We start from the raw sequence: 23,187 nt of genomic DNA, 5'->3' as shown, positions 1-23,187 counted from the left end.
CGTCGGAGAGCGCGGGAGGGATCGTGGCGGCGACGCGGGCGGCTCCGTTCCCCGCTGTGGGCCTCGCGATGGGCCCCGTGATCCCCTCCGGGGGCGGCGAGGGCTCTGGCACGACGGGCTTCATTGAGTGAGCGTCGCAAGTCCGTCTGAACCAATGGTTACGGCGACATGGCGTGCGGGACACCGGGGAACGGCTCGCGGGCGTCCACGTGCGGCGACGGACACCGTCCCGTACGTCCTCCTCCCCCGTGGGAGGACGTACGGGACGGCCGTACGGGAGAGCCGTACGGGGATGTTCTCAGCGGGTGCGGCGGCGCAGCAGCCAGAAGGCGGCGGCGGTGGCCGCGGCGGTGATCGCGAGGAGGATGCCGGTCTCCACGAGGTGCAGGGGCCAGAAGTGGGACGGCGGGTGGTAGACCGTGTACCGGCCGCCGCCGTTGCTGCCGCTCTCGATCTGCCACCAGGTGTCGGGCGTCTCGAACCGGCCGGTGGAGGTCCGGGTCAGCGTGGGCCAGAAGTCCGCGCGGTAGTGCTCCACGATCTGGTTGAGCACGACCATCACGGCGACGGCGACGCCGAGCGCGGGCAGTGAGCGGCCCAGCAGGAGCGCGGTGAGCGTGCCGACGGCGAGGGCGCACAGGCCGTAGGCCACCAGTGCCGGGCCGTGGGCCACGAACACGTCGTCGAAGGTCCAGTCGTCGCCCATCAGGTCCCGGTTCGCCGACCAGGCCCACCGGTAGACCGGGACGAAGACCGCGCCGCCGAGGACGATCAGCAGGGCGGGCAGCGCGAGTTTCACGGCCAGCCAGCGGGTGGGGGTCACGCCCTGCGTCCAGGCGAGGCGCGCGGTCCCGCTCTCCAGCTCGCGGCCGATCAGCGAGCCGCCCGCCCAGGCGGCGACCGCCCAGAAGCTGTAGTACACGAGCGTGCTGATCCAGCCCGTGGGCTCGCTGTAGTCGAGGCTCGCCCAGAGGGCGTCGCAGAAGCCGGTGTTCGCCTCGGGGCAGCTGCTCAGCGCGTCGTGCGCCGAGTCCGCGGTGAACACGTTCAGCCACACCAGTCCGGCCACGGCGGCCAGGACGAAGCCGCTCCACACGATGAGCGCCGTGCGGTGCAGGCGCAGCACGGTGCGGGCGAGACCGGCGAGACCGGGTCCGCCGGTCGGGCTCCGCGGGCTCGGCGGTACCGGCGGGCTCGGCGGTACCGGCAGGTTCTCGACGGTGGTCATACGGCGGCTCCCTTGCGGACGGGGCCGCTGCCGGGCGTGCTTCCCGAGCCGCGGGCGGCCCCGGAGACGGAGGTCCGGTGCCGCAGCACCCGGAACGCCAGCACGGTCAGCAGGGCGGCGACGGCGACCAGGGCGGCGGTGGCCGTCAGCTGGAGGGGCCAGTAGTGGGACGAGGGGTGGACGTCCTTGTAGAAGCTGACGGCGCCCATGCGGTCGAAGAGGGTGGCGCAGGAGGGGTCGACGCTGCTGCCGCAGTACCCGGGGATGGCGAGCCGGTCGCCGTCGGCGGTGAGCAGGCCCTCCGCGACGGTGATGCCGGAGCCCGAGGGGCCGTTGCGCAGGCTGCTGACGTGGGTGACGGTCGGCCAGAGGTGGGGCAGGGCCAGCTGGGTCGCGCCCCACAGGGCGGCCGTGGCGCAGGCCGAGGCGGTGAGCGCGGCGAGGGACCGGCCGAGGAGCAGGCCCAGGAGGGCGCCGGCGGCCAGGCCCGCCAGGGCCAGGGCGACGACGACGGGGCCGCCCGCGTAGAGGGTCTCGATGCTGTACCAGGCCTTGGCCGTGTCGACGCGGCCCTGGCCCGCCTGCCACGCCATCCGGTGCAGCAGGGCCACCAGGGCGGTGCCGGTGACGACCAGGGCGGCCGGGAGGGTGAGCTTGGCGGCGAGCCAGCGGGTGGGGGAGACGCTCTGTGTCCAGGCGAGGCGTGCGGTGCCGGTCTCCAGGTCGCGGCCGATCAGCGAGGCGCCGGCCCAGGCGGCGACCGCGAAGGGCACCGCGAGGACGGCGAAGCTCGTGTACAGGGAGATGTCCTTGTAGAGCAGGATCGAGTCCTGGTCGTACGAGCACGCGGCCATCCCGCAGGCGTCGTACTGCTTCCAGGCCGCCGCCGAGGCGTCGGTGAGCGGGCCGCCGAGCCAGAGCAGGGTGGCGGCGAGGGCCACGATCAGGACCGCCCAGGTGTACAGGGCGGGCCGGTGCAGGCGCAGCAGCCAGCGGAGCTGGCGCGGGGCCGCGGCGGGGGCGCCGGGGGCCGGGGCGTGGGTGGTCCGGGGCAGGTCGGTCACGGTGCTCACGCGGCCTTCTCCTTGTGCTCCGCAGGGGTCATGGCCGGCGCGCCGGGGTTGCGCAGATGGGCGAGGACCAGCTCCTCCAGGGAGAGCCGGCCGCCGGTGTGCCAGTCGCCGGGGACGGGGCCGGACGGGCGGATCAGCGCGGTGAGCTGGCGGCCGGCGGTGCGGGACTCGACGACGGTGTGCGGGGCGAGGTCGGTCCCGGCGGGGGCGGACACGCGCGCGTGGGCGGCGAGCAGGTCGTCGATCTCGCCGGACAGGCGGACCCGGCCGTCGCCGATCAGCAGCAGGTGGTCGCAGGAGTCCTCCAGTTCGGCGACCACGTGCGAGGACATCACGATGGTGGTGCCGTGCTCGGCGGCCTGTGCCATCAGGACGCCCATCAGCTCGTGCCGGGCCAGCGGGTCGAGGTCGGCCATCGGCTCGTCCAGGAGCAGCAGTTCGGGCCGCTTGGCGAGGGCGAGGGCGAGCGCGACACGGGTGCGCTGGCCGCCGGAGAGGGAGCGGATGCGGGACCTGGGGTTCAGTTCGCCGCCGGTCACGATCCGCTCGGCGGTGGCCGGGTCCCAGCGGCCGGGGTTGAGGTCGGCTCCCATCCGCAGGGTCTCGGCGACGTTCAGCTGCGGGTAGAGCGGCTTGTCCTGGCCGACGAAGGCGACCTTGGCGCGGGCCTCGCCCGGGGTGGTGCCGAGGACGGTCACGGTGCCCTCGGTGGGGGCCAGCAGGCCGGCGGTGAGGGCGAGCAGGGTGGACTTGCCCGCTCCGTTGGGGCCGACGACGGCGCAGACGCGGCCGGTGGGCAGCCGGAGCGTGCACGCGCGCAGCGCCCAGCCTCCGCGGCGGCCGAAGCGCTTGCCGAGCGCGGCCGTGGCGATCGCCGTGTCGGTCATGAGGGGTCTCCTTGGATGTGCTGGTCGAGTACGGCGAAGTGCTTGTCGAGTACGGCGGTGAAGAGTGCGGCCACGTCGTCCCGGTCCATTCCGGCCCCGCGGGCCTTCGTCGCCCAGGTGTCGAGCTCCCCGTGCAGGGGGGAGGCGGTCGGGGCGGCGCCCAGGGTGCGGCGGACGAAGGTGCCGACGCCGCGGCGCGCCTCGACCAGGCCCTCCCGCTCCAGCTCGCGGTAGGCCTTGAGCACGGTGTTCGGGTTGATGGCGGTGGCCTCCACGACCTCGCGGGCGGTGGGCAGCTTGTCGCCCGGTTCCAGGAGGCCCAGGCGCAGTGCCTGCCGGGTCTGCTGGACGATCTGGACGTAGGTGGCCACGCCGCTGTGCCGGTCGATGCGGTAGTCGACCACTGGGCGATCACCCTTTCACTAGTTAAGTAGTGAAAGGGTGATGGAGGAGACGCCGGAAAGTCAAGCGTGATTGCGTGAACCGATCGAACCGGCTCGTCCGATGAGGAGATGTGAGCGAAACGAGAAGCGACGGGGAGCTGCTGCGGGCCATCGCGGCGGACGCGGACCGGCGCGCCTTCGAGGAGCTGTACCGGCGCTTCGCGCCGTGGCTCACCGCACGCCTGCGAGGCCGGTGCTCCGACGCCGGGGTCGTCGACGACGTCGTGCAGGAGACGTTCCTCGCGGTGTGGCGGGGAACCGCCCGCTACCGAGAGGAGGGTGACGTCGCCGGCTGGCTGTGGCGCATCGGCTCGCGGCGGCTGGTCGACGCGCTGCGCGGCGACGGGGCGCGGGGGCGGCTGCGGCAGACCCTGGCGCGGTTGCGGCACCGGGACGAGGCGTCCGCGGAGGAGCGCGTGCTCGCGGGGGTCGAGCACGGCGACCTCGCGGGCGCCCTGGTCCGCCTCTCGCCGGAGCTGCGGGCCGTGCTCCAGGCGACGGTCATCGACGGGCTGACCACCCGGGAGGCGGCCGTCCTCCTCGGCATTCCGCCGGGCACGGTCAAGACGCGGGCGATGCGGGCCCGGAAGCAGTTGCGGGAGGCGCTGGCATGAGGACCTATCGACGAGAGCGGGAGGTGGCGGCATGACCTGGCATGTGTCCGAGGAGGACCTGCGGGCCTACGCCCGGGGCGAGCTGGCACCCCCCGTCCTCTGGTCGGCCGACGCCCACGTCACCGCCTGCGCGCAGTGCCGGGGCGTGCTGGCCGAGGTCGGCGACCCGGTCGCCCTCGACGCGGGATGGGAGCGGCTCGACGCCGAACTCGACGCGCCCCGCCCGGGATGGTTCGAGTCGCTGCTGGTCCGCGTCGGGGTCCCCGACCACGTGGCACGACTGCTCGCGGCCACACCGGTGCTGCGCGGTTCCTGGCTCGGTTCCGTCGTCGCCGTCCTGGTGATGACCGTCGCGGTGGCCAACATGCGCCCGGACTCCGGCACACCCACCCTGTTCCTCGCGCTCGCCCCGCTGCTGCCGCTCGCCGGGGTGGCCCTGTCGTACGGACCCGCGATGGACCCGACGTACGAGATGGCCGTCGTCTCGCCGACGCACGGCTTCCGGCTGCTGATGATCCGTACGGTCGCCGTCCTCGTCGCCGGACTCGGCCTGAACGGACTGGCCACGCTGGCGCTTCCCGGGTACGGGCTGCGTGCCCTCGCCTGGCTGCTGCCCGCCCTCGCCCTCACCGCGACCGGCCTCGCGCTCACCCCCCGGCTCGGTCCGGTGCTCGCGCCCTCGCTGGTCGGCGGCGCGTGGATCGCCCTGCTGCTGACCGCGAACGCGTCGGCCGGACCGCACGGCACGGACCCGATCGCGCCGTTCACCGCGGCCGGACAGGGCGTCGCCGCCGCGGTCGCCGCGCTCGCCTTCGGGCTGCTGTTCGTCGTGCGGGACGGCTTCGACCGGGTGCGGGGGAGCGCCGTATGACGGCCCGCCGCACCCACACCACCGACTTTTTCCCCTACTTCCCCTACTGCTTCTTCATCAACGGGAGTGCCCTATGACACCCGCCGTCTCCGCCTCCGGGCTGAGCCTCCGCTACGGCGGTACCCGCGCCCTCGACGACGTGTCGCTGCGCCTGACGCGGGGCGTCACCGGGCTGCTGGGCCCCAACGGCGCCGGGAAGACCACCCTGCTGCGGGTGCTGGCCACGGCCGTGCCGCCGGACCGGGGCGCCTTCACCGTGCTCGGCCACGACCCGGGCACCTCGCGCGGGCGGCAGGAGGTGCGCCGGGCGCTCGGCTATCTGCCGCAGGTCCCCGGCTTCCACCCGGACTTCACCGCCTTCGAGTTCGTCGACTACGTGGCGATCCTCAAGGAGCTGACCGACCGGGGCGCCCGCCACCGCGAGGTGCGGCGCGTCCTCGACGAGGTCGACCTGGGCGAGGTGCGTGGCAAGCGCATCAAGAAGCTGTCCGGCGGGATGCGGCAGCGGGTCGCGCTGGCGGCCGCGCTCGTCGGCGACCCCGGCTTCCTCGTCCTGGACGAGCCGACGGTCGGTCTGGACCCCGAACAGCGCATGCGCTTCCGGGAGTTGATCGCCCAGGCCGGAGAGGGGCGGACCGTGCTGCTGTCCACCCACCAGACCGAGGACGTGGCGATGCTCTGCAACCGTGTCGTCGTACTGGCCGGCGGCCGGGTCCGTTTCGACGGCACCCCGGCCGAACTGACCGCACGGGCCTCGGGCCGGGTGTGGAGCAGCACGGAACGCGAACCCGGCGCACTCGCCGGCTGGCGCACCGGCACCGGCTCCTTCCGCAACGTCGGCGATCCCCCACCCGGCGCGGAACAGCTCGAACCCACCCTGGAGGACGGCTACCTGCTGACCCTCGACGGCGCGGACGCGGGGGTGGCGGCAGCATGAACACCGTCATGGAACCGGGCGGCCTCCGGACCGCCCCGCCCGTCGCCCCCGGCGAACCGCGCCAGGCCTGGGCCGCCGTCTTCGTCCTCGCCCGCTTCGAGGCCCGCGACCTCGTCAGGTACGTCATGGTCTTCGTCACCCTCCTCGTCTACGTCGGCTACACCCTCTGGACGCTGCTGTCCGAACGCGAGGGTATGGACGCCTTCCCGGCCCTCCAGGACGTCGACCGGGGCACCCAGAGCGCACCCCTGCTGTTCGGCATCGCGCTGCTGGTCTGCGTCAACCGGGCCACACTGCGCTCCCGTCGGCACGGCACCGACCGGCACTTCGACGTGCTGGTGCTGGAGCCGTGGCGGCGTACGGTCGCGCACGTCCTGTCGGTGGTGCCGTTCGCCGTGCTCACCGCGCTCGTCGTGCTCGGCGAGTTCACCTGGCAGGCCCTGCGGCCGGGCGCGGTGGGCCACGGTTCGCCGGCCGAACTCGCCGTCGGACCCCTGTACGTCCTGCTGTGCGGTGCCCTCGGCGTGCTGATGGCCCGCCTGATCCCGACGGTGTTCGCCCTGCCGGTCATCGTCATCGGCCTGTACACCGTCTCCTCGTTCCTCTCCAGCGGCGGTTCGGGCGAGTCCGAGTGGAGCCGCTGGCTCTCGCCGGTCGTCAGCGAGAGCGGCACCGAATCGCTGCCGTCCGATCTGATCGGGCGCCCCGCCGCCTGGCACGCCCTCTACCTGATCGGTCTCCTCCTGCTGGTGGCGCTGACCGCCGTGCTGGCCGGCGGGGGCCGGGCCTGGCCCGTCAAGGCCGCTCTCGCGGGCGCCCTCGCCCTGATGCTCACCGGCGCGGTGGCCCAGTCCGGAGGCGTCTCGGCGGAGCTGACCGCGGCCCGGGAGCGGATCACCGCCACCCCGGAGAAGGAGCAGTCCTGCCTGCGGCACGGTGCCTCGACGTACTGCGCCTACCCGGAGTGGACCGTCCGCACCGGCACCTGGGCGGGCGTCGTCGACCGCGTCCAGTCCCTCGCGGCCGGCTCGGCGGCCGGACAGAAGATGCTCGTACGGCAGCGGATCGACGCCACCTACGGACTCGACGCCGCCACGACCACCGAGGCGTCCACCACGCCCTACCAGGTCACCGTCGGCACACGCTGGGGCGGCAACCGCGTCCCGGAGTTCGCGTCCGCCGTCGCCTCCGTGCTGGTCGCGGGGACCGAGGAGAAGGGCGGAGAACTGTGCGACGGGCGGATGGTGACGGTGATGTGGCTGACCGTGGGCGGCGCCGCCGACCCGATCACCGACCTCAAGAACGTCCGCATCGACGACAACATCAGCGGCTCGTCGATCGTCCTGAGCTCCACCAACTCGCTGTCCATGTCCGGCGGACAGACATCGGTGCTGGTGGAACTGCTCAAGCGCCCGCGCGCCGAGGTCACCGCCGCGGTCAAGCAGCACTGGTCCAAGCTGACGGCCCCCGGCGTGACCACACAGGAAGTGGCGCGAATCCTGGGGACCGAGGTGCCCACGGGCGCCGACGAGTGCGAGTGAGGGACGAGGGTGACGGGGGCCGGAGTGGGAGAGGCGGGGCAGAGACGTGAGGACACGGGGCGTTGACAGGGAGCGGCGGGTGCGGGGCGTGAGCGGGGCTCTGGTGCGGGGCGTGGGGCGGACGGTCCCCTGGGGGGCGGTCGGAGCGGGGGCCGCCGTGGGGCTGCTGCTCGCCGCACTGCCCCGGCTGTCCGACGTACCGCCGGACGCGTGGCTGACGCTCAGCCTGGTGCGGGCCGCCGTCCTCGTCTTCGCCCTCGGCCTGACCTTCCTGCTGGACGACCCCGCCCGGCACCTCACCACGCCGGTCACCACCCGGCGCTGGGTGCGGACGGGGCTGCGGGTGGCGTGGGTCGCGCCGGTGGCCGCCCTGTGGTGGACGGCCGTACTGGCCCTCGTCCCGGAGAAGGTCCGGCCCCCGGTCGGCGCCCTCACCCTGGAGGCCGCCGCGACCGCCGCCTTCGCCCTGGCCGCCGCGGCGACGGCCGTACGGTTCGCCGGCGAGCCCGAACCGGGCCCGTCCGTCGCGGCCGGCGTCCTCACCACCGCCATACTCGCCAACCTGCTGATACCGACCCGCTGGTCCCTGTTCGTCCCGGTCGGCCACCCGCAGTGGGACGCTGCCCACGAGCGGTGGGCGGTGATCCTCGCGGTGGCGGTACTGGTGTGGGGGCTCTGTGGGATGGAGCCGGTACGGCGGAGGCTTGTACCGCGACGTCCACCCCGGTCGGTGATGGCGGGGGCGGCCGGGGGGTGAGGACGGGGCGTCCGGGGGCGAGGGCGGGGCGTCCAGGGTGAGGACGGGAGGCGAGGGCGGGGAACTGCGCCCGAACCTCCCCAGCCTTCCCCTCCCCCTCCCCTTCTTCCCCTAGCCCTGGTCCTGGCCGGGCGGGATCCGGTCCTGCGGTCCGGCAGCCATCTCGGCCGCCGCGTCCCTCGCCCGCACGCGTTCGGCCACGGCCGGATCGGCCGAGTCCGAGACCAGTTCCGCGATACGCAGGGTGCACTTCCATTTCGAGGCCCTGCCCCTGATCACCACCAGATACGACTCACCGTCGGTGAACCGGTACACCCGGCGCCACTGCTCGATGATCGAGGGCCGCGGCAGATAGGTGTGGACGAGGGCGCGGAGCGATGCCAGTGCCTCGTCCTTCGTGCTTCCCGCGTCGTAGATCTTGTTCTCTACGTAGTCGTCGCCGTACGTCGCGATCACGACCCAGTCGCTCAGGCCCGCATCGCCCAGGCCCGAAGTCCACGGTCTCGTCACGTCTCGTTTCGTCACGTCACGTCTCCGTCCGGTACATCAGGTCCGTCTCGTACGTGACGAACCCCAGCCGCTCGTACACCGACACCGCCGCCTTGTTGTCGGCGTCGACGTACAGCATCGCCGTCGGCAGGCCCTGTCCGGCAAGGTGGCGCAGCCCGATCGTCGTCAGGGCCTTGCCGAGTCCGCCGCCCTGGACGCCGGGCCGCACGCCCACGACGTACACCTCGCCGAGCCGTTCCTCCGCGTGGACCTTCGTCCAGTGGAAGCCGACGAGTTCGTCGCCGCGGAAGGCGAGGAAGAAGCCGGCGGGGTCGAACCACGATTCGGCCTTGCGGTCATCGAGGTCCCGCTGCGTCAGCGACCCCTGCTCGGGGTGGTGGGCGAACGCGGCGGCGTTGACCGCGAGCCAGTCCGTGTCGTCGGTGCCGGGCACGAAGGCGCGGACGGTGACGCCCTCGGGCAGCACCGGGTCCGGGAGGTCCAGGTCCGTCAAGGAACGTCGCATTTGCCGGAGTTCGCGGAAGAGGGCGAGGCCGAGCACCTGCGAGAGGTGCCGTGCGGCCGGATGCCCGCCGTGTGCCCACACCCGCAGCCGCTTGCCGGACGCGGCGAGGAGGGCCGAGCCGAGCGCCCGGCCGTGGCCGTGGCCCCGGTGCGCGGGGTGGACGACCAGCTCGGCGGCCGGTGCCTCCACCGGGTCGGTGTCCTCCAACTGTGCGTAGCCGACCAGTTCGGTACCCACGGACAGCAGCAGATGGGCCACGCCCGCGCGCGCCCCGCCCCGCAGCTGCAACCGCCCCTGTTCGGACACCGCCTGCTGTCCGTCGCTCCGGGCCGCCTCCGCGAGCAGCCCGAGCACCGCCTCGATCCGGTCCGGGGAGAGCGAGGAATGGGTCTCGATCGAGCGGGAGATGCCGGTGCGTTCGGTGTCGTCGCTGGTCATGCGTACGAGGGTAAGGGGAGGCCCCGGCAAAGTGGCAGCAAAGAAGCAACCAGGATGTAACCACGAAACCTCTGTCGCGCTACGCGCGTTGACCCTAGGCTGCGCCGGGACGAGGCCACGTCTTCACCGGTTCCTCACGCACCTCGTCACCCACCTCGTCACTCACTTCCTCACCGGATTCACCCGGATTCACAGGGGGGCGCATGCCAGCCATATCCCAGCCGCACCAGCCGGAAACGGTGCGTCGCAGACGTCGTACGTACCGACTGGTCGCCGCGGCCGCCGGGCTCGCCACCATCGGCGCGCTGGCCGCCGCGCTGCCGTCCGCGGCGAGCGCGGGCGAGAGCAAGGGCAGGCCCGGCGGTCACACGTCGGGCCGCTACCAGGACGTACAGCTGCTGTCCTTCAACGACCTGCACGGCAACCTGGAGCCGCCGGCCGGCTCCTCCGGCCGGGTCACCGAGCTCCAGGCGGACGGCACCACCAAGACGATCGACGCCGGTGGTGTCGAGTACCTCGCCACCCACCTGCGGGACGCCCGCAAGGGCAACAAGTACTCGGTCACCGCGGCCGGCGGCGACATGGTCGGTGCCTCCCCGCTGATCTCGGGTCTCTTCCACGACGAGCCCACCATCGAGGCGCTGAACAAGCTCGACCTGGACGTCACGTCCGTCGGCAACCACGAGTTCGACGAGGGCGCCAAGGAGCTGGGCCGCCTGCAGAACGGCGGGTGCCACCCGACCGCCGGCTGCTACACGAACAAGAAGTTCAAGGGCGCCGACTTCCCCTACCTCGCGGCGAACGTGCTGAGCGAGAAGACCCGCAAGCCGATCCTCAAGCCGTACTGGGTGTGGAAGAAGAAGGACGTCAAGGTCGGTTTCATCGGCGTCACCCTGGAGGACACCCCGGGTGTCGTCTCCGCCGACGGCGTCAAGGGCCTCAAGTTCAAGGACGAGGTCGAGACGATCAACAAGTACGCCAAGGAGCTGCAGAGGCAGGGCGTGAAGTCGATCGTCGCGCTGATCCACGAGGGCGGGGCCCCGGCCTCGGCGTCGTACAACTACAACTGCGACGCTCCCGGCGCCGGCGACGGCATCTCGGGCCCGATCGTCGACATCGCCAAGAACATCACGCCGCAGGTCGACGCGCTGGTCACCGGCCACACCCACGCCGCGTACGCGTGCACGATCAACGACCCGTCGGGCAAGCCGCGCACGGTCACCTCGGCCGCGTCCTTCGGCCGCCTGTACACGGACACGACGCTGACGTACGACCGTTGGACGGGTGACATCGCCCGTACGGCCGTGAAGTCCGCGAACCACGTGGTCACCCGGACCGTCCCCAAGGCGACGGACATGACCGAGCTGATCAGCAAGTGGAACACCCTCGCGGCACCCATCGGCGACCGGCCGATCGGCTACATCTCCGCCGACGTCCCGAGCACCGGCACCGAGTCCCCGATGGGCGACCTCATCGCCGACGCGCAACTCGCCCACGGCAAGGCACTCGACCCGGAGACCGACCTCGCGCTGATGAACCCGGGCGGAGTCCGGGCGGGTCTCACCTACGCGGCCAAGGGTGGTGAGGGCGACGGCGTGGTGACCTACGCGGAGGGCTTCACCGTCCAGCCGTTCTCCAACACGGTGAACCTCCAGAACTTCACCGGCGCCCAGCTGATCAAGATCCTCCAGGAGCAGGTGAGCGGCGCGAACGCGGCCTCGCCGAAGATCCTGCTGCCGTCGACGGGCTTCACGTACACCCTCGACCTGACGAAGACCGGCGCGGACCGGATCGTCACGGACTCGGTGAAGCTGGGCGGCACGGCCATCGACCCGGCGGCCACCTACCGCGTCGCGACGAACAGCTTCCTCGCGGGCGGCGGCGACGGCATCACCACGCTGGGCCAGGGCACGAACGACCTGGTCGGCTCGGACGACCTGGCGGCCCTTCAGCAGTATCTGACGGCCAACTCGTCGGCGACGAGCCCGATCGCGCCGCCGGCGGCGAACCGGATCACGATCGTCCAGTAGATCGGCCCGGCAAGGGTGAGCTGAGTCGCAAACCCGGGGTACAGGTTGCGGGTGGGGGAGGTGCGCATGATCGGATGGATCGATGCGTACCTCCCCCCACATATCGACGCATCCCTCTGCAGACACCTACGAAGAACCTGCCGGCGAAGCTGCTGTACCCGCGTATGAAGAACCCGCTGTACCCGCGTACGCGGAGCCGGATGCGCACGCGTATGCGGAGCCCGATGGGCGCGCGTACGAAGAACCGGGTGAGGACGAGCCCTGGGCCCCGCCCAACCACCGCCGGGGCGGCCGGCGCCGTCGTGGTGGCCGCTTCGCCGGACTGCCGTTCGCGCTGAAGGCGGTGGTGGCGCTGACGGTGCTCGGCGCCTTCCTCACCCTCGGCGACCGCTGGGCCGTGCTCTACGCCGAGCACGAGGCGGCGGACGCCCTCAAGGACCGCCTCCAGCTGACCGCGGCCCCCGAGGTGGAGATCGGCGGCTTCCCCTTCCTGCCCCAACTCCTCGGCAAGCGACTGGACTCGGTGCGGCTGACCGTCCCGGACGTGGGGGCCGACCGGGTCACGCTGGCCTCGGTGTCGGCGACCGCACAGGACGTCACGCTCGACGGCGACGGGCCGACCTCCATACGCGGGGCCCGTGTTCCCCGACTGCACGGTGACGTGCTGCTCTCCTTCGCCGACCTGAACCGTGAACTCGGCGCGTCCCAGGTGACGTTCACGGGCGCCGGCCGCGACCGCATCCTCGCGCGCGGCACCCTGCCGGTCGCCGGACACGACCTGCGGCTGCGGGCCGACGTGCGCATCGGGCGCGAGGGCGAACGGGGCATCGCCACGACGATCGGCGGAATGCGCCTGGACGTGGGGGACCTGGCGACGTACCGGCCCGGTGTCCGTGCCTCGGAGGGCCTGCATCTGACGCCCGAGTCGGCCGCCCGGCTGGCCCGTGAGACCAAGAAGGTGCGGGCGCTGCTGGCGGTGCCGTCGGTGGTGCGGGGCATGGGGGTGCCCGACGCGCGCGTCCAGGAGGCGTTGCGCAACGACGACAAGCTCGCCGTCCTGACCGGCTCACCCGACTTCGTCCGGCAGGCCATGCGGGTCAACCTCCTCGACCTGGCCCTGGCCCACCCCGAGGTCCTCGACCGCCTCGGCCTGGACCCGGCGCTCCTCGACGCCCTCTCCCGGCTCACCCGCCCGGTCCTCGCCGACCGGCTCTCCCTCGCCTTCCGGCTGCCCGAGCCGCCCCGGGGCGAGTTGCGGCTGCGGGACGTGCGGGTCGAGAAGGACGGGATCAGGGTCCGGCTCTCGGGACAGGGACTCGCGTTCGGCCCGTAATAAATCCTGTGTGAGTCCTCTCTTGGTTCCGCATGGTCCCTGAAATCTGTTCTCAGCTCCAATTAATAGAGGTCTCAGCGGAATCGGCTTTTTCCGGCGTCGGCGTCCCGTAGTGTTTTCCATGTCGAAAGCGAACGACGCGAAAGCAAACGAGGAGAGCCACATGAGCTTCCATAAGATCGCCCCGGTGAAGCAGACCCGCAAGCCCGACCCGGCTCCGAAGAAGGCCGGAAAGCCCGCGCCCAAGAAGGCCGCCGCCCCGAAGCGCCGCCCGGTCGCCCACAAGGGCTGACGCACAGCATTCGCTGACGTAAATCAAATAAATTCAAAGGCAATTGCAGCAGATCGGTAGAGGGACTGTTGCAGAACCGCAGCAGAAAGGGACACAGATATGAGCTTCCACAAGGTCACCCCCGTGAAGAAGGCCCGCAAGGCCGCCCCGGCTCCGAAGAAGGCCGGAAAGCCCGCGCCCAAGAAGGCCGCCGCCCCGAAGCGCCGTCCGGTCGCCCACAAGGGCTGAGGCGCGACACCGCGAGGCGGGGCCGCCGGTCAGCGAGGACGACTCGCGCCGGAGGCCCCGCCTCGGCCATGTCCGACACCGCTCGGACACAGAGGGAGCGGCTGTCCCACGAGGGGCAGAGGGAGTGGCCGTCCATGAGGGACGGAGAGAGTGTCCGACGACGAGGGACCGAGGGAGTGTCCGACCATGAGGGAAGTCCGTGAGGCCTTCCGCCGCTTCTGGCCGCTGACCCGCGGCGACCGCAAGTGGCTGCTGGCGATCATCGCCTGCGTGGTGGTGTCCGCGCTCGCCGAGACCGCCTCGATCCTGCTGTTCGCGCAGCTCACCGACAGCGCCCTGGCGTCCGGCTCGCTCTCCGCCTTCTGGGGCCCGGCCGGCGCCTGGCTGGCCGTCGCCGCGCTCGGCGCCCTGGTCGGCTACCTGGGCAACTCCCTGGCCACCTGGACCGCCGAGAGATTCGTCCTCCGCCTGCGGGCCGGTGTCTTCCGTCACGTCCAGGACCTCCCCCCGCACTTCTTCCAGGAACACCGCCAGGGCGACCTGGTCGAGCGCCTGACCGGAGACGTGGAGGCCATCGAACAGATGGTGGTGTCCGGCGTGGTGGGCACGGTCTCGGCCGCCTTCTCCGCCGTCTTCTACGCGGCCGCCGCGTTCTGGCTCCGCTGGGACCTCGCCCTCGTCACCTTCGTGCTCGCCCCCCTCTTCCTGCTCGCCGCCCGCCGGTTCTCCGGCCGCATCAAGGAGGCGTCCCAGGACGCACGGGTCGCCGACGGCGCGATCACGTCGGTGGTCGAGGAGTCCCTCGGCAACATCGTGCTCACCCAGGCGTACAACCGCCAGGGCGACGAGGCGAAGCGCCTGGACCGGGAGGCCCGCGCGTGGATGAGGGCGTCGGTCCGCGGTGCCCGACTGGGCGAGATGTACGAGCAGTTCGTGGAAGTGGTCGAGACGGTGTGCGTGCTCACCGTCATCGGCCTGGGCGTCTGGGAGATCTCGGCCGGCCGTATGACACTGGGCCAACTCCTCGCCTTCGCCGCCTTCATCGGCTACCTCTACCCCCCGGTCCGCAACCTCGGCCAACTCGGCCTCACCCTCACCGCGGCCACGGCGGGCGCCCAGCGCCTGAACGAGATCCTCGACGCCGAACCCTCCGTCGCCGACCCCGTCGACCCCGTCCGCGCCTGGCCCGTCCAGGGCTGGGTCGGCTTCCACGGAGTGTCCTTCCGCTACCCGCACGCGGCCCGCGACTCCCTGAACGAGGTCACCTTCACCACCTCGCCCGGCGAACTGGTCATCGTCACGGGCCCGTCCGGCGCCGGAAAGTCCACCCTGTCCAAGCTCCTCACCCGCTTCTACGACCCCTCGGCGGGCGTGATCACCCTGGACGGCGTCCCCCTCCCGGACGTCCCCCTGGACTTCCTGCGCGAGCGGATCGCCCTCCTCCCCCAGGAGACGCTGATCCTCAACGGCACCATCCGCGAGAACATCGGGTGCGGCCGCCCGGGCGCGAGCGAGGCGGACATCGAAGGGGCCGCGAGGTCCGCCGCCGCCCACGACTTCGTCACCGCACTCCCCGACGGCTACGACACCCACCTGTCCCCCGGCACGGCGGTCCTCTCCGGCGGCCAGCTCAAACGCGTCACCATCGCCCGCGCGATGCTCCGCGCCGCCCCCGTCCTGGTCCTCGACGAACCGACCGCCGGCCTCGACTCGGTGGCCGCCCGCCAGGTCGTCCACCCCTTGCGCCACCTGATGGCCGGCCGCACCACGATCATGATCACCCACGACCTCAGCCTCGCCCCCGACGCGGACCGCATCCTCGTCATCGACGATGGCCACCTGGTGGAGACGGGCACCCACGCGGAACTGGTGGCACGGGGAGGCGCGTACGCACGACTGGCAGGCCCGACGCCGGGCGTGCTGGCCGGTGCACCGGATGACACGTTGACGCTGCGGTGGTGAGGCAGCCGGTCGGTCAGACGATGCCCTCGGTCATCCGTTTCACCGTCTGCTCGACCTCGTCCAGGTAGCCCGGGGTCGCGCAGGCGCAGGCGAAGGGGAACCACTTGTCGGTCACGGCGTCGAGCGTGGCCTGATCGAAGTCGCCTGCCGCGCTGAGACTGTCCTGCTCGAATCCCTGCAACCGGTCGGGGCGCCTCTGTAGGGCGGCCCGCATCGCCTCGGGAGTTCCCTCGCGGGAGGATGACACGGTGAGGCTGCCGTTCACGGTTCCCGCCGGGGGATGCGTTCGCCGCGGCTGACCGCGATACGGATCAGCTCCGCCAGGCACTCCGCCGCCCTGGTGAGCGCGAACCGTACGGCTCGCTCGCCCGCCTTGGGGTCGGCCAGCACGGCCCTGGCTCCCGCAAGTACCTGTTCGCCCGAGTCCAGTTGGGCCGCTTCGAGGTCGTCGGCGAGCCGGGAGAGCCTGCTGTCGTCGCTGTCGGCGCTGAGGTAACAGGGTTTGCCTTCGGGGGTGGTCCAGGGCAGAAGGCGGAAGTCGCCGGTCGCGCGGGGCTGTTCGGAGGTACTCACGCGGAGACCTCCATCCCGTGGATGTGACGCGGTCCTACGTCGATGCCGTGGACCGCGAGCCAGAGGGCCCGACGCCGCTGCCGCTGGAGCCTGCGCTCGTGGCGTTCCTCCGGGGTGAGGAGGTACGGGCGTACGAGCGGGGCGTCGGGCTCGAAGGGGTGGGCGTCGAGGGGGAGGCCGACGCGTTGAGGCTGCTGCGCTGTGGCAGGGCACCGGCGCCGGACGGCTCGGTGTCGGCCACCGGCGGGCAGCAGTGCGTGCACCATGGCGAGCAGGAGCAACTCGCAGAATCCCGCGATACGTTCCCTCATGTCGGCGCTCCTTCGAAGCGTCGGCCACGCCCCCGGACCGAGCTGCATCGGTCGCGGGGGTTTGTCGTGGCGTGGTTCTGACGAGCGGTGATCACCGTTCGTGCCTCGATCGTCACTGCTCGCACGTACGCTGCGGAAGGGGGTTGGTGTTGTCTGCGGCCCCAGACAACGGTGAGGGGTGACGTGAGCGAATCGGTTGACGGACAGCGGGAGTCGGGGCGGGCCGTGCTCGGCCGGACGCTGAAGTTCCTGCGGGAGAACGCGGGCAAGTCGCTGGGGCAACTGGCCGACGAGACCGGGTACGACAAGAGCTACCTCAGCCGTCTGGAGACGGGTGAGCGGCTGTCCAAGGTGACCGTCATGGAGGACCTGGACGGGTACTACGGGGCCGGTGACCTGCTGGTTCGACACTGGCACGCGGCGCGGTTGGACGCGTTCAAGGATCAGTACAAGGAGTACATGAGGCTGGAGTCGACGGCGCGGGTCATGTGGCTGTTCACGCCGGGGATGCCTGGGCTGCTGCAGACCGAGGATTTCGCCCGGGAGGTGTTGTCTGGCGCCCAGACAACGGTGGACGGCGGCGACGAGGCCGTCGAGGAGCAGGTGGCGGCGCGGCTCGGACGGCAGTACCTCCTGCGGCAGCAGCCTGGGCCCGATGTCCGCGTCATCATGGACGAGTTCGCGCTGCGGCGACCTGCGGCCCACGGCAAGACGTGGCACGACCAGCTGCTTCATCTTGAAGCCGCTGCGATGTGGCCCAATGTGGCGTTGCAGGTACTCCCGTTCTCAGCGGGTGCGCACCACCATATGAACGGGTCCCTCACCCTGCTTTGGCAGCGAGACGGAAGTGCCGTTGCCTACAAGGAAGGCAACGGTTGCAGTCGGTTGATCGAGGATCTGGACGAGGTTCTGCGGCAGCGCTTGTCCTACGATCGGCTCCGCGACCTGGCGTTGTCCCCGTCGGACTCGCTCGCGTTCATCAGGGACGTACTGGAGGAGCACAGACACCATGACGCACACCCCTGATCTCAGCACCGCTGTATGGCGCAAGTCGAGCTACAGCGAAGGGGGAGCCAACGACTGCGTCGAGGTCGCCGACGGCCACCCCGGCCTCGTCCCCGTCCGCGACAGCAAGGCCCCGCAGGGCCCCGTGCTCGTCTTCCGGGCCGTCTCCTGGGCGTGCTTCCTGCTGGACGTCAAGAGTGGCCCCGCTTCAACCGCCTGACCAGATACACCCCCGCCGTCGACACCAGCACGGTCATGCACGCGATGAACACCAGGCCCGCCCCCTCCAGCCCGAGCGGATCGGACAGCACGCCCACCCCGATCACCGGCACGGAGATACCGGCGTACGCCACCACGAACAGGGTCGAGATCACCGACGCGCGATGGTCCGGGGGCGACGCCTCGGCCACCGCGGACAGTGCTCCGCGGAACGCCAGCCCCTGTCCGGTCCCGCCCACGACCGCGCTGAGGACGACCAGGGCCAGCAGATCCCACCGCAGCGCACCCGCGAGCAGGGCGAGTCCGGCGATGAGGGCGGCGCAGCCCAGTGGCAGTGAGCGGTTCACTCCGACCCGGCCGACGGCCAGTTGGCCCGCCGTCGAGGAGAAGAAGGCCAGCGCGACGACCAGCCCGCTCACGGCGTGGTTGTCGACGTCCAGGGACTGCGCGAGGAACGCCGGGCTGACCGACGTGAAGACCCCGAAGAGGGCGAACCCCACGAACGAGGCGACAGCCGCGGGCGCGAACACCGCCCGTACCTGCGGGGGCAGGCCGGGACGCCGCGGCCGTACCGTGTGCAGCGGGGTTCGCTCGCGCACGGTCTCCGGCAGCCACAGCAGGACGGCCGCCGAGCCGGCGACCAGGGCGAGGTGGACGACGAACGGCAGATGCAGTGGCCAGGCGGCGTACTGCGCGAGCACTCCGGCGAGCAGCGGACCGCAGCCGAGCCCGCCCATGTTGGCGGCGGTCGCCACGAAGGTGGCCCGGGAGGCGCCGCCGCGCGGTGCCAGCTCCAGCACGTAGACCGTGGCGGCCCCGGTGAACAGGCCGGCGGACAGCCCCGACAGCAGGCGCCCCGCGTACAGCCAGCCCAGCCCGGTGGCGCACAGGAAGCAGACGGCACTCGCCGCCGCGAACCCCAGCCCCGCCAGCAGCACCGGCCGCCTGCCCACGGCGTCCGAGACGTTGCCCGCCAGCAGCAGTACGCCGATGACGGCGAAGGCGTACACGGCGTACACCACGGTCACCGTCAACTCGGAGAAACCGAGTTTCTCCTGGTAGAGGCCGTACAGCGGGGTCGGCAGGGTGGTCCCGGCCATGCACACGGCGAACACCGCCCCGCCGAGCGAGCACCGGCGCCATCCTCGGCGATCACCGTCCATGCCGCCGAAGGTAATCCCGATGGAGTCGGCGGGCCGGGGGAGGTCGGCCGACCGGCCCAACCGGCGCCGAACGAGTGGATTCGTCGGACAGTCGTACGGAAGGGAGGCCCGTGTCGTCCGGACGGATGGTGATCTTGCGGTCCGAACACTTGATCCCGACCCCGAGGCGCCCTCCATGCGACGACGTACCCCCTCCCGCCGACTGTTCGCCGCGGCGCTGCTCGTGGCGTCCGTGCTGGCCCCGATGGCGGCGAGCCCCGCCGCCGCCGTCCACGGGACAGGCGCGGCCGACAGGTCCGACCGGCACGAGCGCTTCGACCGGCAGGGCCAGGACGACTGTCCGCCGGGCGGACTCGGTGCCGCGCTGACCGCCCGGCTGGACAGGGCCGTCGCGGGTGTCCGCAAGGAGGCCGGGATCCCCGGCGCCGTCGTCGGACTGTGGATGCCGGGCAAGGGAAGTTACGTCCGCGCGACCGGGGTCGCCGACACCGCCACCCGCCGGCCGATGACCACCGACGGATTCCTCCGGATCGGCAGCGAGACCAAGACCTTCACGGTCACCGCGCTGCTCCAGCTCGTCGACGACGGCCGGATCCGGTTGGACGACCCGATCTCCCGCTATGTCCACGGTGTGCCGAACGGGCGCCGGATCACACTGCGTCACCTCGCCGAGATGCGCAGCGGACTGTTCCCGTACAGCGCCGACCCGGACTTCGTGCACGATCTGCTGAGCGACCCGGGCCGCGAGTTCACCCCGCGGGAGGTGCTCGCGTACGGCTACCGGCACAAGAACACCTTCGCGCCGGGCAAGGAGTTCCAGTACTCCAACAGCAATCTCATCCTGCTGGGCCTGGTGATCGAGAAGGTCACCGGTCACCGTCTCGCCGACGTGATTGACGAGCGGGTGCTCGGCCCGGCCCGGCTGCACCACACGCTGTTCCCCCAGGGCGCCGAGTTCCCCGACCCGCACCCGCGCGGCTACACCGACCAGACGCTGAGCGGCGAGGTCGCGGACTCCACGGACTGGAACCCCAGCTGGGGCTGGGCGGCCGGGTCGATGATCTCGGACCTGCACGACCTGCGCCGCTGGGCCAGGATCGTCGCGACCGGGACGCTGCTCAGCCCGCAGACGCAGAAGCAGCGGCTCAAGACGCTGCCGACCGGCCACCCCGGCCTCAGCTACGGCCTCGGCATCTTCAAGGCCGGCGGCTGGATCGGGCACAACGGCTCCATCCCGGGCTACGAGACGGTGACCGTCTACCTGCCGTCGAAGAAGGCCACCCTGGTGGTCATGCTCAACACCGACATCACCTACGGGGGTCAGGAGCCGTCCTCGCTGGTCGCCCGGGCCGTCACCGAGATCGTGACCCCGGACAACGTCTACGACCGTCCGGTCGCGGCCCCCTTCTCCCGCTAGGGCCGGCGGGTCTCACGCCGTGCGCAGCGCGTAGCCCAGCCCCCGTACCGTCAGCAGGGCCCGGACCCGGGCGAGGAGTTCCTCGGCGGCGAAGGGCTTCATCAGGTAGCCGTCGGCGCCGTTGTCGAGCGCGACCATACGGTCGCCGACCGCGTTCCGGCCGGTGAGCATCAGGATCGGGACGGTGGAGCCCAAGGCACGGATCCGCCGGATCGCGGCCGGGCCGTCCAGTTCCGGCATGGTCACGTCCATCAGCACCAGGGCGGGTGCGTCCTGGTGCAGACCGGCGAGTTCGAGGGCGGTGCGGCCGGCCGCGGCGAACACCGTCTCGCACCCCTCGAACCGCAGCAGCCGCCCGAGCCCTTCCCGTACGGCCTCGTCGTCGTCGGCGAGCAGAGTCTTCCGAGCCGCCATCCGTCCAACGTGCGGGGGCGGGCTGTGGTGGGGCTGAGAAGCGGGTGTGGGTGAGCTGGGGGACGGGCGGACGCGGCTGCGCGACCTCGGCGCCGACGCCCTCGATCCGCAGGTCGTCGAGGCACCGCTGCTGTCGCCGTCGCCGTCGTGGACCGACACCCCCAGCGCGCGGACAGGTGCGCGACCGGGGGGATCGTAGGGGTGGGACCCTCGGGGTCAGGAGGCCGACGGTGTCCAGTCGCCCAGCCAGTCCGCCGTCTCCTGGCCCAGGGCCTGGGCGTCCGTCAGCTGGGGGCGGTCCGTGCTCGCGGAACCCGCGCCCGCGCCGGTGTTCTTGTACTCGGCGAAACGGTCGTCCTTCCAGGAGAAGCCGCTCATGTCGGTCCAGGGAGCGGTCCGGATCGCGGCGCTGAGGCTGGTGTCGCGGACCGTGGTCTGCGGGTCGAGGGTGGCGTCGCCGCCGGCGTGCCAGGGGCGGCCGAGGTAGAAGGTGCGGTCGGAGACGTCGCCGTTGACCGTGGAGCCGGTGATCAGGATGCCCTTGCGGCCCGCCGCCGTGCTCGGGGCGGTGATGTAGCCGGCCGAGGTGCCGTTCCAGCGCTTCTTCAGCGTGATGACCGACCGGTCGATCACCGCGGTCGCCCGGCCGAAGATGAAGTCGACGTTGCCGATGACATAGGAGTTCGCCATGTAGACGCGGCCCAGCCGGTCCTTCGCCGCGGTGTCCACCAGCAGGGTGTCCTGGTCGCCGCTGACGATGACGGAGTCCAGGAGGACCTTGTCGGCCGCGGTGCGCAGGGCGACCGCCTGGTGGCCGGAGAGGGACTGGTTGGCGGCCTCGTCGAAGTCGTTGGAGAGGGTCAGGTTCCGGGCCTGGAAGTCGTCGGCCTCGACGGCGACGGTGGCGCTGCCGCCCGTGCCGTAGGTCCCGGAGCCGTCGGGCTTCGGTGTCCCGGCCGCGTTGTTGTAGACGATCACCGTGTCCTTGCGGCTGCCGCCGGTCCCCTGGATCGTGACGTGCGGCTTGTTGGAGGGGACCTTCACCAGCTCGCGGTACGTGCCCGGCTTCACGGCGATCACCACCCGCGCCGGGTTGTTCGCCGGTACGGCGTTCACCGCGGCCTGCACGGTCGTGTACTGCCCGCTGCCGTCCTTCGCGACGGTGAGGGTGGTGGCGGCAGCGGCGGTCGTGCCGACTGTGCCGGCCGTGGTCGCGGCTGCGGCCGTGCCCAGGGAACTCCTCGGCCCCGCACCGGACTTGAGCAGCGCCGGCACGTCCGCCGTCTTGTCTGGCGTGTAGGCGTAGTAGGTCTTCGCGTCGAAGGCCGTGCCGCCGCTCTCGTTGCGTCCGGTCGTCGAGACGAAGGTGTTGCCCTTCTGGACGATCGTCGCGGTGCTGTCCCTGATGACCGGGTTGTTCATGCCCTGGAAGTAGGAGTTCTCCAGGAGCATCCTCGTCGCGCCGCGCGAGTAGTTGCCGTACGAGGACTTGACGGTGGTGCCCGCCACGTCCTCCAGGAAGTTGTTGTAGAGGTGCGCGTGGGCCGCGTTGTCCGTCGACGGGTTGCGCTGCTCGGTCTCGCGGATCCAGTTGTGGTGGATCGTGATGTCGGTGACGACGTTCGTGGTCCAGCCGATGCCGAAGGCCTTGTTGTCGTTGCTCAGCTTGTTCCAGGAGACCGTCACGTACGTGCTGTCCTTGCGGACGTCGATGAGCCCGTCGGCCATGTTCCGCAGGTCGTTGTGGTCGATCCAGACGTGGTGGGCGCCGTCCATCTGGATGGCGTCGAAGTCGTGCTCCTTGTCGTTCCACACCCCCTGGTAGGCGTCCCGGATGGTCAGGTTCCGGATGATCACGTTGTGGACGCCGGAGCCGAGGAAGAACCCGCCGCCGACGAGGTGCCCGGACGTCCCGGACCCGACGATCGTCTTGTCGGAGGCGACCTTGATCTCCTTGCCGACCGGGGCCATGGTGATGGTCGCGGCGACGACGATGACGTACGGCTCGGCGGCCGTCGCGTACCTCTCCAGCTCCGCGAGCGTCTTCACGGTGACGGTCCTGCCGTCCCGGCCGCCGTAGGTGCCGTTCTGGCCCAGGGCGTTGACCGAGGCGAAGCCGTCGGCGGTGTCGGCCGCCCAGGCGGGAGCGGCCGCGGTCGCCGCGGCGGCCGTGCGCCGGGCGTCCTCGCCGAACAGTCCGAGATCCGTGCCGTCGGCCGTGGTTCCGGCGAGGGCCAGGGCGAGGGGGATGCCGATCGCGACGACGCCTGTGCGGCGACGGCGGTGGCGGGGCTCGGCGGACGCCTTGTCGTGATCCTCGGTGAGGTCCACGGTGGTGCCGAGGTCCTGGGTGGGGCCGGGGTTCTCGGCGGTGCCGTGGTGCGCGCTGCTGCCGTGGTGCTCGCTCGTGTCGCTCATGCGGCGAACCTTCCGTGC

26 protein-coding genes are annotated in these 23,187 nt (G+C 71.6%); 14 read left to right on the top strand and 12 right to left on the bottom strand.

Annotated features, from left to right (window positions below; translation table 11 throughout):
* Positions 1-298: 298 nt before the first annotated feature.
* From ACZ5VD_RS38970 to ACZ5VD_RS38955, 4 genes are read right to left on the bottom strand one after another with little or no spacing between them, the layout of a single operon-like run.
* Positions 299-1,228: a hypothetical protein gene (locus tag ACZ5VD_RS38970; RefSeq protein WP_468685178.1), complete on the bottom strand. Its 930-nt coding sequence runs from the start codon at positions 1,226-1,228 to the stop codon at positions 299-301.
* On the bottom strand, positions 1,225-2,301 hold the full coding sequence (locus tag ACZ5VD_RS38965) for an ABC transporter permease (protein WP_468685177.1): 1,077 nt from the start codon (positions 2,299-2,301) through the stop codon (positions 1,225-1,227). The genes ACZ5VD_RS38970 and ACZ5VD_RS38965 overlap by 4 nt, the downstream gene beginning before the upstream one ends.
* Entirely contained in the window at positions 2,298-3,188 is an 891-nt protein-coding gene (locus tag ACZ5VD_RS38960) for an ABC transporter ATP-binding protein (RefSeq protein WP_468553204.1), read from the bottom strand. Before ACZ5VD_RS38960 ends, ACZ5VD_RS38965 begins: the two co-directional genes overlap by 4 nt.
* Complete coding sequence (locus ACZ5VD_RS38955; protein WP_468685176.1) at positions 3,185-3,592, bottom strand: GntR family transcriptional regulator; 408 nt, start codon at positions 3,590-3,592, stop codon at positions 3,185-3,187. The genes ACZ5VD_RS38960 and ACZ5VD_RS38955 overlap by 4 nt, the downstream gene beginning before the upstream one ends.
* A 110-nt stretch (positions 3,593-3,702) precedes the next feature.
* Between ACZ5VD_RS38955 and ACZ5VD_RS38950 the strand changes: the two genes are divergently transcribed.
* From ACZ5VD_RS38950 to ACZ5VD_RS38930, 5 genes are all read left to right on the top strand, one after another.
* Positions 3,703-4,245: an RNA polymerase sigma factor gene (locus tag ACZ5VD_RS38950; RefSeq protein ID WP_468553202.1), complete on the top strand. Its 543-nt coding sequence runs from the start codon at positions 3,703-3,705 to the stop codon at positions 4,243-4,245.
* Positions 4,246-4,276: 31 nt separating this feature from the next.
* Positions 4,277-5,116, top strand: coding sequence for a cupin domain-containing protein (locus tag ACZ5VD_RS38945; RefSeq protein WP_468553201.1), 840 nt, complete (start codon positions 4,277-4,279; stop codon positions 5,114-5,116).
* Positions 5,117-5,189: 73 nt separating this feature from the next.
* On the top strand, positions 5,190-6,053 hold the full coding sequence (locus tag ACZ5VD_RS38940; protein ID WP_468553200.1) for an ABC transporter ATP-binding protein: 864 nt from the start codon (positions 5,190-5,192) through the stop codon (positions 6,051-6,053).
* On the top strand, positions 6,050-7,594 hold the full coding sequence (locus ACZ5VD_RS38935) for an ABC transporter permease (RefSeq protein ID WP_468553199.1): 1,545 nt from the start codon (positions 6,050-6,052) through the stop codon (positions 7,592-7,594). Before ACZ5VD_RS38940 ends, ACZ5VD_RS38935 begins: the two co-directional genes overlap by 4 nt.
* A gap of 88 nt (positions 7,595-7,682) precedes the next feature.
* Entirely contained in the window at positions 7,683-8,351 is a 669-nt protein-coding gene (locus ACZ5VD_RS38930; RefSeq protein WP_468685175.1) for an ABC transporter, read from the top strand.
* Positions 8,352-8,462: 111 nt separating this feature from the next.
* Here the strand turns inward: ACZ5VD_RS38930 and ACZ5VD_RS38925 are convergent, their stop codons facing one another.
* Both ACZ5VD_RS38925 and mshD read right to left on the bottom strand, forming a co-directional pair.
* Positions 8,463-8,876: a hypothetical protein gene (locus ACZ5VD_RS38925; RefSeq protein ID WP_468553197.1), complete on the bottom strand. Its 414-nt coding sequence runs from the start codon at positions 8,874-8,876 to the stop codon at positions 8,463-8,465.
* A 1-nt stretch (position 8,877) separates the two neighbouring features.
* Positions 8,878-9,804: a mycothiol synthase gene (gene mshD, locus ACZ5VD_RS38920; RefSeq protein WP_468685173.1), complete on the bottom strand. Its 927-nt coding sequence runs from the start codon at positions 9,802-9,804 to the stop codon at positions 8,878-8,880.
* A gap of 203 nt (positions 9,805-10,007) precedes the next feature.
* On the opposite strand from mshD, the gene ACZ5VD_RS38915 reads away from it, so the two are divergent.
* The 5 genes from ACZ5VD_RS38915 (at position 10,008) to ACZ5VD_RS38895 (ending at position 15,649) form a co-directional block, all read left to right on the top strand.
* Positions 10,008-11,834, top strand: a complete 1,827-nt coding sequence (locus ACZ5VD_RS38915; protein WP_468553195.1) for a bifunctional metallophosphatase/5'-nucleotidase — start codon at positions 10,008-10,010, stop codon at positions 11,832-11,834.
* Positions 11,835-11,916: 82 nt separating this feature from the next.
* Positions 11,917-13,167, top strand: a complete 1,251-nt coding sequence (locus tag ACZ5VD_RS38910) for an LmeA family phospholipid-binding protein (protein ID WP_468685172.1) — start codon at positions 11,917-11,919, stop codon at positions 13,165-13,167.
* Positions 13,168-13,330: 163 nt separating this feature from the next.
* Positions 13,331-13,459 (top strand): hypothetical protein, encoded by a 129-nt coding sequence (locus ACZ5VD_RS38905; RefSeq protein WP_468685170.1) that lies wholly within the window; start codon positions 13,331-13,333, stop codon positions 13,457-13,459.
* 99 nt (positions 13,460-13,558) lie between these two features.
* A complete protein-coding gene (locus tag ACZ5VD_RS38900) occupies positions 13,559-13,687 on the top strand; it encodes a hypothetical protein (RefSeq protein WP_468553192.1) in 129 nt (42 codons plus the stop codon).
* 186 nt (positions 13,688-13,873) lie between these two features.
* A complete protein-coding gene (locus ACZ5VD_RS38895) occupies positions 13,874-15,649 on the top strand; it encodes an ABC transporter ATP-binding protein (RefSeq protein WP_468685169.1) in 1,776 nt (591 codons plus the stop codon).
* Positions 15,650-15,662: 13 nt separating this feature from the next.
* Here ACZ5VD_RS38895 and ACZ5VD_RS38890 read toward each other — a convergent pair whose 3' ends face one another.
* From ACZ5VD_RS38890 to ACZ5VD_RS38880, 3 genes are read right to left on the bottom strand one after another with little or no spacing between them, the layout of a single operon-like run.
* Positions 15,663-15,914 carry a hypothetical protein gene (locus tag ACZ5VD_RS38890; RefSeq protein WP_468685167.1) on the bottom strand — a complete coding sequence of 84 codons (252 nt, stop codon included), beginning with the start codon at positions 15,912-15,914 and terminating at the stop codon, positions 15,663-15,665.
* On the bottom strand, positions 15,911-16,222 hold the full coding sequence (locus tag ACZ5VD_RS38885) for a hypothetical protein (protein WP_468685165.1): 312 nt from the start codon (positions 16,220-16,222) through the stop codon (positions 15,911-15,913). The genes ACZ5VD_RS38890 and ACZ5VD_RS38885 overlap by 4 nt, the downstream gene beginning before the upstream one ends.
* Positions 16,219-16,533 carry a hypothetical protein gene (locus ACZ5VD_RS38880; protein WP_468685163.1) on the bottom strand — a complete coding sequence of 105 codons (315 nt, stop codon included), beginning with the start codon at positions 16,531-16,533 and terminating at the stop codon, positions 16,219-16,221. Before ACZ5VD_RS38880 ends, ACZ5VD_RS38885 begins: the two co-directional genes overlap by 4 nt.
* Positions 16,534-16,716: 183 nt before the next feature.
* Here ACZ5VD_RS38880 and ACZ5VD_RS38875 point away from each other — a divergent pair, with 183 nt between their 5' ends.
* Both ACZ5VD_RS38875 and ACZ5VD_RS38870 read left to right on the top strand, forming a co-directional pair.
* Positions 16,717-17,559: a helix-turn-helix domain-containing protein gene (locus tag ACZ5VD_RS38875; RefSeq protein ID WP_468553187.1), complete on the top strand. Its 843-nt coding sequence runs from the start codon at positions 16,717-16,719 to the stop codon at positions 17,557-17,559.
* Positions 17,543-17,758: a DUF397 domain-containing protein gene (locus ACZ5VD_RS38870; RefSeq protein WP_468553186.1), complete on the top strand. Its 216-nt coding sequence runs from the start codon at positions 17,543-17,545 to the stop codon at positions 17,756-17,758. Before ACZ5VD_RS38875 ends, ACZ5VD_RS38870 begins: the two co-directional genes overlap by 17 nt.
* On the opposite strand, the gene ACZ5VD_RS38865 is transcribed toward ACZ5VD_RS38870, so the two are convergent.
* On the bottom strand, positions 17,730-18,920 hold the full coding sequence (locus tag ACZ5VD_RS38865) for an MFS transporter (protein ID WP_468553185.1): 1,191 nt from the start codon (positions 18,918-18,920) through the stop codon (positions 17,730-17,732). The two genes, ACZ5VD_RS38870 and ACZ5VD_RS38865, sit on opposite strands and share 29 nt — an antisense overlap.
* 175 nt (positions 18,921-19,095) lie before the next feature.
* Here ACZ5VD_RS38865 and ACZ5VD_RS38860 point away from each other — a divergent pair, with 175 nt between their 5' ends.
* Positions 19,096-20,337 (top strand): serine hydrolase domain-containing protein, encoded by a 1,242-nt coding sequence (locus ACZ5VD_RS38860; protein WP_468685162.1) that lies wholly within the window; start codon positions 19,096-19,098, stop codon positions 20,335-20,337.
* A 12-nt stretch (positions 20,338-20,349) separates the two neighbouring features.
* Here ACZ5VD_RS38860 and ACZ5VD_RS38855 read toward each other — a convergent pair whose 3' ends face one another.
* Positions 20,350-20,751, bottom strand: coding sequence for a response regulator transcription factor (locus tag ACZ5VD_RS38855; protein ID WP_468685161.1), 402 nt, complete (start codon positions 20,749-20,751; stop codon positions 20,350-20,352).
* A 46-nt stretch (positions 20,752-20,797) separates the two neighbouring features.
* Between ACZ5VD_RS38855 and ACZ5VD_RS38850 the strand changes: the two genes are divergently transcribed.
* The gene (locus ACZ5VD_RS38850) at positions 20,798-20,950 is read left to right on the top strand and encodes a hypothetical protein (RefSeq protein ID WP_468685159.1); all 153 of its coding nucleotides are present in this window, start codon (positions 20,798-20,800) and stop codon (positions 20,948-20,950) included.
* 17 nt (positions 20,951-20,967) lie between these two features.
* Here the strand turns inward: ACZ5VD_RS38850 and ACZ5VD_RS38845 are convergent, their stop codons facing one another.
* Entirely contained in the window at positions 20,968-23,169 is a 2,202-nt protein-coding gene (locus ACZ5VD_RS38845) for a pectinesterase family protein (protein ID WP_468553181.1), read from the bottom strand.
* Between the last annotated feature and the right edge of the window lie 18 nt (positions 23,170-23,187).

This window comes from Streptomyces sp. NPDC032822 (genome assembly GCF_055578825.1).
Note: the sequence above shows the minus strand (reverse complement) of the source record. Positions and strands in the feature narration are given on the sequence as shown.

Excerpts from the sequence above, each read along its gene's own strand:
- ACZ5VD_RS38960 (WP_468553204.1), bottom strand. The coding sequence starts at position 3,188 with ATGACCGACACGGCGATCGCCACGGCCGCGCTCGGCAAGCGCTTCGGC.
- ACZ5VD_RS38895 (WP_468685169.1), top strand. The coding sequence starts at position 13,874 with ATGAGGGAAGTCCGTGAGGCCTTCCGCCGCTTCTGGCCGCTGACCCGC.
- ACZ5VD_RS38910 (WP_468685172.1), top strand. The coding sequence starts at position 11,917 with ATGCGTACCTCCCCCCACATATCGACGCATCCCTCTGCAGACACCTAC.
- ACZ5VD_RS38865 (WP_468553185.1), bottom strand. The coding sequence starts at position 18,920 with ATGGACGGTGATCGCCGAGGATGGCGCCGGTGCTCGCTCGGCGGGGCG.
- ACZ5VD_RS38880 (WP_468685163.1), bottom strand. The coding sequence starts at position 16,533 with ATGAGGGAACGTATCGCGGGATTCTGCGAGTTGCTCCTGCTCGCCATG.
- ACZ5VD_RS38900 (WP_468553192.1), top strand. The coding sequence starts at position 13,559 with ATGAGCTTCCACAAGGTCACCCCCGTGAAGAAGGCCCGCAAGGCCGCC.
- ACZ5VD_RS38860 (WP_468685162.1), top strand. The coding sequence starts at position 19,096 with ATGCGACGACGTACCCCCTCCCGCCGACTGTTCGCCGCGGCGCTGCTC.
- ACZ5VD_RS38905 (WP_468685170.1), top strand. The coding sequence starts at position 13,331 with ATGAGCTTCCATAAGATCGCCCCGGTGAAGCAGACCCGCAAGCCCGAC.
- ACZ5VD_RS38935 (WP_468553199.1), top strand. The coding sequence starts at position 6,050 with ATGAACACCGTCATGGAACCGGGCGGCCTCCGGACCGCCCCGCCCGTC.
- ACZ5VD_RS38945 (WP_468553201.1), top strand. The coding sequence starts at position 4,277 with ATGACCTGGCATGTGTCCGAGGAGGACCTGCGGGCCTACGCCCGGGGC.
- ACZ5VD_RS38940 (WP_468553200.1), top strand. The coding sequence starts at position 5,190 with ATGACACCCGCCGTCTCCGCCTCCGGGCTGAGCCTCCGCTACGGCGGT.
- ACZ5VD_RS38915 (WP_468553195.1), top strand. The coding sequence starts at position 10,008 with ATGCCAGCCATATCCCAGCCGCACCAGCCGGAAACGGTGCGTCGCAGA.
- ACZ5VD_RS38855 (WP_468685161.1), bottom strand. The coding sequence starts at position 20,751 with ATGGCGGCTCGGAAGACTCTGCTCGCCGACGACGACGAGGCCGTACGG.
- ACZ5VD_RS38970 (WP_468685178.1), bottom strand. The coding sequence starts at position 1,228 with ATGACCACCGTCGAGAACCTGCCGGTACCGCCGAGCCCGCCGGTACCG.
- mshD (WP_468685173.1), bottom strand. The coding sequence starts at position 9,804 with ATGACCAGCGACGACACCGAACGCACCGGCATCTCCCGCTCGATCGAG.
- ACZ5VD_RS38870 (WP_468553186.1), top strand. The coding sequence starts at position 17,543 with ATGACGCACACCCCTGATCTCAGCACCGCTGTATGGCGCAAGTCGAGC.
- ACZ5VD_RS38845 (WP_468553181.1), bottom strand. The coding sequence starts at position 23,169 with ATGAGCGACACGAGCGAGCACCACGGCAGCAGCGCGCACCACGGCACC.